This is a genomic window from Propionispira arboris (assembly GCF_900109225.1).
Taxonomy (GTDB): domain Bacteria; phylum Bacillota; class Negativicutes; order Selenomonadales; family Selenomonadaceae; genus Propionispira; species Propionispira arboris.
Window position 1 is genome coordinate 1 of sequence record NZ_FNZK01000022.1, and the last position, 12,590, is coordinate 12,590.

Below are 12,590 nucleotides of genomic sequence, written 5' to 3' on the forward strand. Positions count from 1 at the left end.
AGTTTGATTTGTTAATCTGTGATGAATGGGGTTATGTGCCATTGGACAGAGAAGCTGCACAATTGCTGTTTCAAGTTATTTCCGACAGCTATGAGCGCAGGAACGTTGTTTTGACAACCAATCTTGAGTTCAGCCGCTGGGTGAGTATTTTTTATGATGAACAAATGACCGCAGCCATAATTGATCGGCTGGTACACCATAGTTATCTCTTGCTTTACGATGGCCCTAGCAACCGCATGCGCGATTCGCTTATGCGGCAAGATGGATAAAATTCCCCACCCATATAGGTGAGGAAAAACTTTTGCAAAAGTGAGGAATTTTCACTTGCAAAATACAGGCTTTTCCTTAAATACTGAATATGTTTTCTTTACATTGAATCCAGCATATTTATCTTTGGAATAATCAAACCTGGAAATTATTAATGTTTCTTCATACTTTATAATTTAACATTTTATGTAATTCTCTAAATCTCTCTATAAACCCTTTACAATTTCTATCTCTTGAATATCCCTTATTTCTTGATAAAAGAAATTCCTTTAATAATTGGCAATATATCGTTTTTATAAAATAATCCTCATATATTTCAAAACTATATTCCAAAAATATATCCTCTTCTTTTGCTTTATAGTAATTTTTCAATTGTTTCAAATTAATGTTCAATTTATGATGTTCTTTAGAGTTTCTATTTATTATCCATAAAATACTTCCTGGTTCCTCATACCAAATTATTTTTATTTCATTTTCTCTATTAACCAACTTAATTAATCCATCAATCAAATCGTAAGTTGGGTCTGAAAAAACATGAGTAATCAGAAATTCTATTGCAATATTATTACAAACTACTTCACACTCTGTCCAACCATGTTTCTTGATTGAATAATGAAATTCAAATTCTTCAATAAAACCAAAATCTCTATTATTGTCTTTTTCATCAAATAACCCCATTTTTTAATACCTCGTATTATTCATATATTTTAGATGCAAGCAATATACACCCCATTAATTTCCAGATGCCATTTTTGATGTATCAATATTGCATCTCACATCCATATCTTCTTTTCATGATTCAGTTTTACCATTTATTCGAGGTCATTGCCACCTGCATATAAATCAATGTCAATATCTAATCCTAAATCGGATAATTTCTTAATGATTTTCTTATCAAAATGAAAACCCCACATCTCATCTTTATATCCATAATATGTAACCTGTATTTCAACAGATGCAACATCTGAAAGCTTGCTAATCTCTTCTTTATAGGGTAACAATCTATTTAATAAATTGGTTAGCTTATCTTCTACTTCTCCAGTCTTTTTTTCTATAGGTTGATATATAATTCCGCTTTTCTTCCTTTTTCCACCAAACTTTGTTTTATCGTTTATATTCCATCTTTCAGTTGGCTCAAACCCTAAATAACCAACTAATTCTTCAGTACAAGAATTTCTGAACAAGCAAATAAGCAAACTCTATTTCCTGCTGACATACCCATCCAATTTACTTCTAGGTTTTCAACATAAATTACAAAATAGAAATTTTCTTTTTTTATCGGAAAGTAAACAGCCGCTGTGTTTGCATCTCTGTCTATTTCAACATCATCAATCTGAGGGATATTGTTAGAAAAGCATCATTCATTCGCTTGCAAATATTGTTTAGTTAATTCAAATGTTGGATTTAATACTTCATTAATAGCAATTTCTTTTAATCTACTAATATCCATCATATCTCTTCTTTCCACAACAATTTAGAGAAAATTATTTGTGATTAAAGCTCCAGTCTACAAATCTGAGTTATTTGCCATTAAATATACTATCGATAGAATCGCGCCAATAATTGACTATCCAGTTATTATATTTATGATACATATAAGCTAATTTATCCGATGAATTCGAATAAACAATACAGCCTCTATCATCGTACATATGAAATAAAATGTCTTTCTCAAGATTAATGAAATAAACAGCTTGGCTGATTGATGGTTCCCGTCCTTGTTCATAATGTGCCATACCTTTAAGTATTTCTTTATACGGAATTCCTCCTAAACGTTCATACAATAACCTGACATTGTATTCTTGCGTAATTTGTACTGTGTTACCCATTTCATCAATATCTTCATCAACTTTGTACAAAACCTTTTCCTCAAGAACATGGTTTGCAAGCAAACGATATATATAGTTTGGTGTTGTATTACCAAACATTGGGTCATTTATTATATCCCAATCCTGAATATAAATATATATATCATCTTCCGCATCAAATAAATCTTCAAATATTGAAATCACTCTTGTCATTACTTGATTGATTCTCTCCTCAGAACCATTTTTAAAAGGTTCACCTAGTTCATATCTTATATTAATTTCATTATGTAAGTTAGGAAAATTCTCATCTATATATTTAAACAAATTATCTTTCATTTGATTTCTCTTATTAAAGAATTACGCTTACTTCCGAACCTATAAAAACATTATAAATGTCCATTTTGGGTACAAATAATCAAATCACTTAATGACCCCATTCCACCGTAAGCAGAAATATGATGATGAACAGACTTTTCATTTTCACATTCATCTAAATCTTTCTCAATCCATTTTGCCCAATAATGCACTTCTGTTTGCTCAAAAATAAATTTCAAAGCACGTAACGATTGACAATAATGTATTTCAATATCATTTCTGTTAAAGTTCATTTTAATTACCTCCGAATCATTCCCATTCCTAATTCCAATATTAAACAAAACTGCATATTAATCCTGCAAATATAAAAATCAGCACGCAAATGCTGATTTTTACTAAATGTATTATAATATAAATAAAGTCTAAGTATATGGGGGCAAAAATGAAACCGAACTATTCTAATTATGGGTTGTCCATTTCTATGGGAAAACGTTTGAGAAAAGAAGTTGAAACACAACTAATAAATGATTTAACAAAATACGGTATAGATAATAACGAGCTACTTTTTGATTGGTCTGATAGTTGTATTGAAGGCCGTTGTGCAAACTATTTAGATGGTTCAGTTGACTGTTTTTCTGGAATAAAACTATTTGATACAAATGATAATTTAATTGTTGACGGATGGATGGACTTTATATCTGAAAAATCTTACGATATCTTTATCGTATACTGGGACTTTCTAAGTATCTACGAAAATGAGAAAAGATTAAAAATAAAAGAGACCTCAGAAATTCCATCTCATATCATTGAAATATTGCCAGCTAAATTAAGAGAAAATTTTGCGCGCTGGGATGGAAATGTACATGTTCGTTGCAAGCAAGTTTATCCTTAACGGCCCAAGTAGCAGTATCGGTGTCATGTACTGAAAAGCAGTAGCGCTCATATCGGCAGTTCGCTGCTGAGCATACAAATTATTGACCACTTCCACTGCTTTGCCTGATGTGTTATTTTATAGATATTATCAACATAGTTGAAAGCTTTGAACGGTTTTTTTTAATATTCGATTGCAAAACAGCTGTATGTAAAAAATGATTGCTTTTTTGCAAGAAAAGAACTATAATTTATATCATATTTAATAACGTAAGCGTTCACGTAAGCCAACGCACTGTTTGCCATGTGGCAGATGGTGCGTTTTTTTTGTACCATTTTACTAGGTGGTTTATAGTCTAAGGGGGTCATATGTCTCAAGTATCATTAAAGCAAAGTCTCGCAAAACTTGGTTTTGCAATTTTCCTCACCTATTTATCCGTCGCGATGGCACTTCCTGTTGTTTCTGTATTCGTAACAGAAGAGCTCAAACTTCCTAACTGGTTAGGGGGAGCCGCTGTCGGTGTCTCCTTCGTTGCAACGATTCTTTCCAGAAAGCACGCGGGAAATTTTGCTGATGCGAAAAGTAGCAAAAAATGCTTTATGCTCGGTTTTTTCTTCTACATGGCTGCTGCACTTGTTTGCATGGCTGCCGATACAAGTGGAATGAGTGCCTCAATCGCATTCGCAATTCTTATCGCAGGACGGCTCCTGCTCGGCATAGGAGAAAGTATGGCAACCGTCGGGCTTCTAAGTTGGCATTTCTCACGCCTCGGCCCTAGCCAGTCAGGAAAGATACTCTCGATTTTGGGGATGGCAATGTACGGTACATTTGCATTAGGCGGTCCTGTGGGACTTACACTCTATAAGTATTTCGGTTTTAGTTCGGTCATGCTAGCGTCATCCATTGTGCCAATTCTCGGCGTTATCATGTTTCTCACCTCTCCTGAAGTTGTTCCTCATAAAACTACCGAAGCGAAAAAATCGTTTCTCAATCTTTTGGGAACAATCTGGAAACAAGGATTTGCCGTTATGCTTCAAGGAGTCGGTTTTGCGGTTCTCGGAGCGTTTATCTCGCTTTATTTTAAAGATCAAGGATGGCCATATGCCGGTGTCGGTCTTTCGTTATTCGGAATCGGATTTGTGATAAGCCGGATTCTTTTCGGTGCTCTACCCGATAAAATTGGAGGAGTAAAAGTCGCTCTCGTTTCGCTTGTAGTTGAAACGGTTGGGCAAAGTTTACTCTGGCTTGCACCTCATTATAGTCTTGCATTGATTGGTGCTCTACTTACCGGTCTCGGCTGTTCAATGATATACCCGGCTATGGGTGTAGAAGTTATAAAGATGGTTAGCCCTGAACAGCGCGGCACCGCTTTCGGAGGATTCTCAATGTTTCAGGATATTGCTTATGCCTTTTCTGCACCGATTGCAGGCCTTCTTGCCGATAAATTTAGCTATTCTTCAACCTTTCTTTTCGGTTTTATTGCTGGAGTCGTTGGTATTATTATAGTTCGTTCAATGCGCATCAACAATTTGCCAAGCAACAGTACCGCGAATTAGCATTCTCGGTATTGTTGCTTTGACTCTTGCGTTGATTTTCGTCCGAGAATACGGCAATTGAACATTTCTTCCCGTACATGGCATTAAAAATCACATTTTTCAGGCTCTGATCCCATACGTTGTATGGTTTCGAGTCTTTATCAATGTACTTCCATGACATTCCAATCTGCATAATTGAATCAAAAAATAGACATTAGACAATCATTTGCCTAATGTCTATTTATATTGGCATCAACAAGATTATTATCTGTAAGCCCCAGACACCCCAAAGGTACTTGTGCCCATTCCACTAATAAAAACTTATAATACCTCTATATTTGAGTTAGGTGTTGTTTTTTTGTCTTTTAAGTAGCTTAAAAGTGACTTTCTTCCCGTTACACATTAACCAATTACTACTGTTTCGGTTGAAAAAAGCGAACCCACAATCACAGCTTTTTTTGCATTTTTTGCTCTTTTCTATAGCGCATTCTCTAAAATTTTACGGCTCACATCCAGCGAAAGATCTTGGGTTTCTGAGAGTGCGGTCATGCCATGCGCCTTTAACTGTTTAATGATAACCAGTAGTTGATCTTTGCTAATATTATAGTCGGACAGCCGTGTTTTTACACCTAGGCTTTCAAAGAATTCACGCGTTTTTTGTATCGCTGAATTTATTCGAACAGCTTCGCTTCCTTCCGTTATGTTCCAAACACGTTCGGCATATTGTAGAAGTTTAGCATGTTTTTGCTCACGGCGGATTTCCAGCAATGACGGTAATAGGATGGCTAATGTTTGCCCGTGATCAATGCCGTATAAGCTGGTCAATTCATGTCCAATCATATGAGTTGCCCAGTCCTGCGGAACACCTGCACAGATTAATCCGTTGAGTGCCAGTGTTGCGCTCCAGACCAGGTTGGCACGCGCATCATAATTTTCCGGTTCGGCGATTGTGTTTTCACCTATTTCGATCAATGTTTGCAGGATACCTTCCGATATACGATCCTGAATTCTGCCATCTACAGGATATGTGAGATATTGCTCCGTCGTATGTACAAAGGCATCAATTACGCCGTTTGCTACTTGGATCTTGGGTAGTGTAAAGGTGAGATTTGGATCCAATACCGAGAAACGAGGAAAGACTAATTCACTGAAAACTGGGTATTTACCTTGTCCGTAACTAATTACACCACCGCAGTTCATTTCTGAACCGGTAGCGGGTAGTGTCAGTACGGTACCAAGTGGAATCGCTGTTTTTATAGTATCCGGGCCAATGGGCGTAAAACCGTAATGCAAAAGATCAAGTGGTTCTCCTTCGTATGAAGCGGCAAGAGCAATGAATTTTGTTCCGTCAATGACAGAACCGCCGCCGATAGCAAGTAAAAAATCAATGCGGTTATGGCGCACTGCCTCTACGGCTTTTAACAGGGTTTCATAATGAGGATTTGGCTCTATACCTCCAAAGTAATGAATTCTTCTGTTTCCCAGTGCGGTTTTTACTTTTTCCAGCGTCCCGTATTTTTTTGCACTTTCGCCTCCATATGTAATTAAAACATTTGCGTCGGCTGGAATAAGTTGATCAATGTTGTTAAGCATGTCCTTACCAAATAAAATGCGCGTTGGATTGTAAAAATTAAAATTTAACATAATAAGCACTCCCTTTCTTTATATATATAAGGATAAACCGTTATAGAAGCTCTAAGTCAAGCATCTTTTTTTAGTAAAAAAACAAAAACAAAAAATCCCCACGAATTATATATATCATAGCAACTGATATATATAATTCGTACTTACAAATCCAAGTTTATCGCATATATTCTTGTTGGAAGATTCATTTTATGATAATATCTACATAGAGTCACTCTAAGATATCCTTTCGATTAGGAGATGAATCAATGGCAATTTCCATCAAGCAATTTGCAAAAGAAACAGGTGTTTCCGAGTATACTTTACGTTTTTATGAAAAGGAAGGCGTATTGCCTTTTGTAGAGCGTAATAAAAATGGCAATCGAATATACGACGAACAAAATTTCGAGTGGATATACTTTATTATATCTTTGCGCGAAACAGGCATGCCTCTTTCCGAAATCAAAAGGTATGCGGAATTATTTAAACAAGGGGATAGTACAATCTCGGAGCGCAAACAGATGATGCTGGAGCATAAAACGAAAGCAGAGGAACAACTGACGCAGATTCTAAAGCATCTGGAAAGAATCAACTATAAGCTAGCATTATATGATGTAATGGAAAAGACAGTTAAATTCCCATAATCCAGGTTGGTTTACTCCATATAATTATTGTTCGGTCTTAATGATGGATACAATAATAGCACTTATTGTTCAAATATAAAATGTTACTTTGATGGATGTGGCACCAATGACATGTAATAGACTGCCTCAAAATTAGTCACCAATCAACCAGTTTCTAATAGAGCACTAGCTACTACTAGCAGCACACCTGTCCCTTTGTTTTAAATTACTATAATTATGGATTCCACTTGCAAAACCCTTAATTGACAGAATAATTATATTATTATAACATTAACTCATCTCACTGAATGCATTCAATTAAATAGGGGGAGTATACAGTGCAAAAATACCAAAAGTTATTCGAACCAGTAAAAATAGGTTCCATCAAAATTAAGAACCGTTTTGCCATGGCTCCAATGGGCCCTTTGGGCCTCGCAGACTCGGAAGGCGGCTTTAATCAGCGTGGCGTCGAATATTATACGGCGCGGGCACGTGGCGGAGTAGGCCTTGTTATTACAGGCGTTACCTTTGTTGATAACGTAATCGAAGAACACGATGTCTGTCATGTTCCTTGCTCTACTCATAATCCTGTTCATTTTATCCGTACCGCCAGAGAAATGACGGAACGTATCCATGCCTATGACGGCAAAGTCTTTCTTCAACTAAGTGGCGGATTTGGCAGGGTAACCATTCCTACAAATTTAGGTGATCATCCTCCGGTTGCACCATCTCCTATTCCTCACCGCTGGCTTGATAAAGCCTGCAGAGAACTAGCTGTTGATGAAATTAGACAGATTGTACATAAATTCGGCGAAGGCGCTTACAATGCCAAAAGAGCTGGCTTTGACGGTGTCCAAATTCATGCTGTACATGAAGGATACTTAATCGATCAGTTTGCCATTGCTTTTTTCAATCAGCGTACGGATGAATACGGCGGTTCTTTAGAAAATCGCCTGCGTTTTGCCAAAGAGATCGTCGAAGAAATCAAAAAAACCTGTGGAGCAGATTTTCCGGTAACGATGCGTTACAGTCCTAAGAGCTTTATCAAAGATTGGCGTGACGGAGCGCTTCCGGGGGAAGAATTTGAAGAAAAAGGCAGAGACATCCCTGAGGGAATTGAAGTAGCCAAGCTTCTAGCAGCGTTTGGTTATGATGCCCTTGATATCGATGTAGGCTCCTATGATTCCTGGTGGTGGAGTCACCCGCCGATGTACCAGGCAAAGGGTCTTTATATTCCTTATGCTAAGATTATAAAGGACGTAGTCGATGTGCCTATTATCTGTGCCGGGCGCATGGATAATCCTGATTTAGCATTAGGTGCGGTAGAGGATGGCGCTTGTGATATGGTAAGTCTTGGGCGTCCCCTACTAGCTGATGAAAGCTATGTAAACAAGTTGCGTAGCGGAAAAATAGCTAATATTAGACCATGCTTGTCCTGTCAAGAAGGCTGCATTGGACGTATTCAGGAGTTTTCTTCCTTAAACTGTGCGGTCAATCCTAGAGCTTGCCGGGAAAGAGAAACGGAACTTATGCCGGCACTGAAAAGCAAAAAGGTACTGATTATAGGTGGTGGAGTAACAGGTTGTGAAGCAGCCAGAGTTTTAGCCCTTCGCGGACATACACCCGTAATTTATGAAAGCACCGGGCGTTTAGGCGGCAATTTGATCCCAGGCGGTGTGCCGGATTTTAAAGAAGACGACCATGCTTTAATCGCTTGGTATGAAACTACGTTAAAAGAACTCAATGTGGAAGTTCACCTCAATACCAAAGCTACCGCTGAATTGATCCGTAAAAATCAAATAGATGGGCTAATTATTGCCACAGGCTCCAAACCAAAAATGTTTAACCTTGGCGATAATAGTAAAGTTTACTCTGCTGCCCAAGTGTTGCTGAAAAATGTGGATGCTGGCAACAAGGTCGTAATTGTTGGTGGCGGACTTGTTGGCTGCGAGCTAGCTCTTTGGCTGGCTGATCAAGGGAAAAAGGTTACAATCGTAGAAGTACAAAATAAGTTGCTGGCAATAAATGGTCCACTGTGCCATGCTAACTCGGAAATGCTGAAAAGATTGGTTCCCTTTAAAGGCGTGGAAGTACTAACATCCGCTAAAATCATAAAAACTACAGACAAGGGTGTCTTGTTGGAAGTCAACAACCAAACAGAAGAACGCCCTTGTGACAGCGTAATCCTAGCTGTTGGGTATAGCTCTGAAAATTCTCTTTATAATGAACTTAAGTATGAATTTTCCGATATTCATGTAATTGGTGATGCCCGTAAAGTTTCAAATATCATGTATGCCATTTGGGATGCCTTTGAAGTAGCCTCAAGAATGTAACCCCTTATAATTTAAATATCCCCTGATAAGATCTTTTGCTTATCAGGGGATATTTGTGTGCTGCTATTCTTTTATTTATTGAAAATGAAATTTGAATTATATATAATTAGGCTAATTGTAAAAAGCCCCAAGCAGTTCTTACTATATTACGATGTCTTCAATGGAGCTAACCAATATGCTTTTCCTGGTTGGCCGTGGTGTGGTATTTGATTGGTGTCTGCGTGATGGTGATATGAATCTAAGGGAAAAGATGCGAAAAGTGATAGCTATTATGACAACGAGTCACTTGTTTTAATAGTTATATGTTCTATTTTCACTTAGAAACTGCTTCAAAAAAGGCTCATAAGATTTCATTGGTTCGTTTCCGACGGGAAGAATCCAACCATTCCGGTGTCCAGGTTTGTTCTTTGTCGTCAATTCTTTTGCCTGGAGGCACGATTGTATCAATAATATCCAATAAATCTGAGCTGAGTCGCAGGTCTACTCCAGCAATGTACTGACGTAACTGCTCTGGCGTACGTGGTCCCAGAATCGTTGACGTTATAGCTGGATGATTTTGAATAAATGCTACAGCCATATGTGCAAGTGTTATACCCGCCTGATCGGCAACTTGTTGCAACTGCAGGATTATATCAAATTTATGCTTATTTTCCGGCAGTTCTGGATTAAGTGTAAGGCCAACTGCTCCTTTTAAAAATACAGCCCGCGAATGACTATCTGCTGCATGACCGGCCGTATATTTGCCCGTCAACAGTCCCCCTGCCAGCGGTCCATAAGTCAATATCGCCAGATCATAGCGCCGTGCCACTTCTGTAATGTCTTGCTCAATACTGCGATTGATAAGTGAGTACGGCGATTGTTCACTGACAAACCTCTGCAGATGATGACGCTCACTCACCGCTTGTGCTTCAATTATTTGCCATGCTTGGTGGTTAGAGGTACCAATATAACGAACCTTACCCTCCTGAACCAGATCGGTCAGCACGCCCAATGTTTCCTGAAATGAAGTGTCTGAAAAGGGATGATGCAGCTGATAGAGATCAATATAGTCCGTCTGTAGTCTTTTCAGGCTTTTCTCTACCACTTGCCGTACCCAGCGACGTGAAGATCCATTTTGATTTAACTTGTTGTTAGGTTCAGCTCCAAATTTGGTAGCAAGAATAACATCATCTCGTCTGCCTTTAATCGCTTGACCAATGATTTGTTCAGATTCTCCATCTGCATACCGACTAGAGGTATCTATCAGATTAATTCCAGCATTTATAGCCTCATGAATCATTTGTATGCTGTCCTCTTTTGTTGTCAGTGACCCAAACATTCCTCCACCTAAGGCATATTGACTAACCTGTACACCTGTGTGTGCTAAATTTCGATAGTTCATATAATTTGCTTCCTCCAATTATTTCTTGACCTCGTGTCCTTTTATGAACACATGTTGATTATTATTTCTTAATTAATTATAATAAGAATAACTTACTAATACAATCATCACTAAAGGTAGAGTGTCCCATAAAATACACAATCCTAATATTGTTGATTAACTCACATTCTTGAAACCTGGAGGAAATACAAATATGATAACTGAAAAAACCGATCTACGTGTGATCCGCAGTCGTAAGCTAATTGAGCAGGCCCTACTAGATATACTTAGCAAGAAAGGGATTAAAGAATTAAACGTTAAGGCTTTAACACAGGTAGCTGGAATTAACCGTGGTACTTTTTATCTGCATTATAAAGATATTTTTGATCTGATTGAGCAGACCGCATTGATGCGTGGGCTGCTGGATATTTTCAAGCCAATTCAGTTAAATGAACTAATGCAGCAGACGTATGAGGAATCACCTTATCCTTCAATCACCGAAGCTTTTGAGTATATGAATCATCATTCTTATTTTTTTAAAGCATTATTCCATTCGTCCGCTCCCACCGAATTAAGAGATCGGCTACAGTTCTTAGTTGGAACCCGTTTATATGAAAATCTGAAAGAGGATCATCCGAGATCTTATTGGTCCGTTCAGCCTGCTAGTTATGTTATAGCTTATCTGGGTAGTGCTCAGTTCGGTTTGATCCAGCACTGGTTTATGATGGATAGATCTCTTCCTCCTGCTGAGATTGCACTGCTCCTAACTAGATTTATTCGGACAACACCATGTATTTCACATCATTTACCTGCAGTAGAACAAACTAGCGAGAACTTGACTCATCCTATTTAATATCCTTGCTTTAATCTATTGCATTATAAAAGAATATAATAGATAATGTTTAATAAAATTCATTGTGATCAATATTAGGCATAACGTAGTGTCAAAGACTGTTATATGGTTAGGAGTGTATATATATAACCTAAGCACGCCATTCAAAGGACTTTAGCAATCAACTGAACAAGATTAAAATACTTTCCACCCTCAGCCTTCATCATTTTGATGTCCTCTGCGACAATGGGATGATCCCCTGTTTGCCATTCTTCCCAGGCCTGTCTGCAGCAAGCCATTTCACGACTGTCCACCATTTCAATGCCCTCAGTTCTCTGCCACAAATCTTTCCACCAAGCAAGAGAGTGCAGGGTTCTTTCCATCTCGCTATTCCAAAACGGCTGCATATCATCGGGAACATTTTTCCCAAATTCGTATTTTAATCCGGGAATAGCCACGGCGATATAGCCGCCCTTTTTCACAAAAGGAATAAGTGACGGGAGCATTTCTTCTGTATCACCGAAATAATGGTAAGCATCCACGGTAAACAGCAGGTCAAAATATCCGTTTGCGAAAGGCAACCCTTTGGTCGCGTCTACTGAAATCGGAACGGCTTTATCGTCAATCCCGATCGCTTTGAAACGCTCATAGTTTTCAGTCGGTGAAATCCACAAGTCGGCGGCAAAAACTTTTGCGCCGTATTTTTGTGTCAGCAAGAGCGTGGAAAGACCACACCCACAACCGAGGTCCAGTATACGCATATTCTCATTGATGTTTAGGTAGGACGCTAATTCCTCTGCTACTCGCATGGCATTAGGCCCCATCATGGAAGCTTTCAAAAATTCCATGTTATTCTGACTGGAAATAAATTGATTTGTAAATGTGTACATACTATTCTTCCTCCAATAATCTTTTATCTTACTGCTATAAATCAATTATAGGAGTTGTATTATGACAATGCACCCTGTAAGATATTTCAGAAACAAAAAAGCGACACGGCAAAATCACCATGTCGTTCTCACT

The 12,590-nt window shown here is 38.1% G+C and carries 14 protein-coding genes; 7 read left to right on the plus strand and 7 right to left on the minus strand.

What is annotated here, in order from left to right:
* The coding region (locus tag BMY14_RS17425) for an ATP-binding protein (protein WP_177177586.1) at window positions 1–269 on the plus strand (269 nt) is incomplete at its 5' end.
* A 160-nt stretch (window positions 270–429) separates the two neighbouring features.
* Here the strand turns inward: BMY14_RS17425 and BMY14_RS17430 are convergent.
* The 4 genes from BMY14_RS17430 to BMY14_RS17445 all read right to left on the minus strand — a co-directional run bounded on the left by BMY14_RS17430 (window position 430) and on the right by BMY14_RS17445 (window position 2,683).
* Window positions 430–945, minus strand: coding sequence for a hypothetical protein (locus BMY14_RS17430; protein WP_091834678.1), 516 nt, complete (start codon window positions 943–945; stop codon window positions 430–432).
* A gap of 134 nt (window positions 946–1,079) precedes the next feature.
* Window positions 1,080–1,463, minus strand: coding sequence for a DUF4279 domain-containing protein (locus BMY14_RS17435; RefSeq protein WP_091834680.1), 384 nt, complete (start codon window positions 1,461–1,463; stop codon window positions 1,080–1,082).
* Window positions 1,464–1,787: 324 nt separating this feature from the next.
* Window positions 1,788–2,411, minus strand: coding sequence for a DUF3885 domain-containing protein (locus BMY14_RS17440; protein ID WP_091834681.1), 624 nt, complete (start codon window positions 2,409–2,411; stop codon window positions 1,788–1,790).
* A gap of 50 nt (window positions 2,412–2,461) precedes the next feature.
* Window positions 2,462–2,683 (minus strand): DUF6966 domain-containing protein, encoded by a 222-nt coding sequence (locus BMY14_RS17445; RefSeq protein WP_091834682.1) that lies wholly within the window; start codon window positions 2,681–2,683, stop codon window positions 2,462–2,464.
* A gap of 149 nt (window positions 2,684–2,832) precedes the next feature.
* Here BMY14_RS17445 and BMY14_RS17450 point away from each other — a divergent pair, with 149 nt between their 5' ends.
* Together BMY14_RS17450 and BMY14_RS17455 are read left to right on the plus strand one after the other, a co-directional pair.
* Entirely contained in the window at window positions 2,833–3,282 is a 450-nt protein-coding gene (locus tag BMY14_RS17450; RefSeq protein ID WP_091834683.1) for a hypothetical protein, read from the plus strand.
* A 347-nt stretch (window positions 3,283–3,629) separates the two neighbouring features.
* Entirely contained in the window at window positions 3,630–4,817 is a 1,188-nt protein-coding gene (locus BMY14_RS17455) for an arabinose transporter (RefSeq protein ID WP_091834685.1), read from the plus strand.
* Between the two features lie 456 nt (window positions 4,818–5,273).
* On the opposite strand, the gene BMY14_RS17460 is transcribed toward BMY14_RS17455, so the two are convergent.
* Window positions 5,274–6,440, minus strand: a complete 1,167-nt coding sequence (locus BMY14_RS17460) for an iron-containing alcohol dehydrogenase (protein ID WP_091834687.1) — start codon at window positions 6,438–6,440, stop codon at window positions 5,274–5,276.
* 248 nt (window positions 6,441–6,688) lie between these two features.
* Between BMY14_RS17460 and BMY14_RS17465 the strand changes: the two genes are divergently transcribed.
* The 3 genes from BMY14_RS17465 (at window position 6,689) to BMY14_RS21080 (ending at window position 9,670) form a co-directional block, all read left to right on the plus strand.
* A complete protein-coding gene (locus BMY14_RS17465; protein ID WP_091834689.1) occupies window positions 6,689–7,063 on the plus strand; it encodes a MerR family transcriptional regulator in 375 nt (124 codons plus the stop codon).
* A gap of 317 nt (window positions 7,064–7,380) precedes the next feature.
* Entirely contained in the window at window positions 7,381–9,375 is a 1,995-nt protein-coding gene (locus tag BMY14_RS17470; protein ID WP_091834692.1) for an oxidoreductase, read from the plus strand.
* 160 nt (window positions 9,376–9,535) lie between these two features.
* Window positions 9,536–9,670, plus strand: coding sequence for a hypothetical protein (locus BMY14_RS21080; RefSeq protein WP_281246467.1), 135 nt, complete (start codon window positions 9,536–9,538; stop codon window positions 9,668–9,670).
* Window positions 9,671–9,715: 45 nt separating this feature from the next.
* On the opposite strand, the gene BMY14_RS17480 is transcribed toward BMY14_RS21080, so the two are convergent.
* Window positions 9,716–10,756, minus strand: coding sequence for an aldo/keto reductase (locus BMY14_RS17480; RefSeq protein ID WP_091834695.1), 1,041 nt, complete (start codon window positions 10,754–10,756; stop codon window positions 9,716–9,718).
* A gap of 193 nt (window positions 10,757–10,949) precedes the next feature.
* Between BMY14_RS17480 and BMY14_RS17485 the strand changes: the two genes are divergently transcribed.
* Window positions 10,950–11,588, plus strand: coding sequence for a TetR/AcrR family transcriptional regulator (locus tag BMY14_RS17485; RefSeq protein ID WP_091834697.1), 639 nt, complete (start codon window positions 10,950–10,952; stop codon window positions 11,586–11,588).
* 143 nt (window positions 11,589–11,731) lie between these two features.
* On the opposite strand, the gene BMY14_RS17490 is transcribed toward BMY14_RS17485, so the two are convergent.
* Window positions 11,732–12,457, minus strand: coding sequence for an SAM-dependent methyltransferase (locus BMY14_RS17490; protein ID WP_091834699.1), 726 nt, complete (start codon window positions 12,455–12,457; stop codon window positions 11,732–11,734).
* Between the last annotated feature and the right edge of the window lie 133 nt (window positions 12,458–12,590).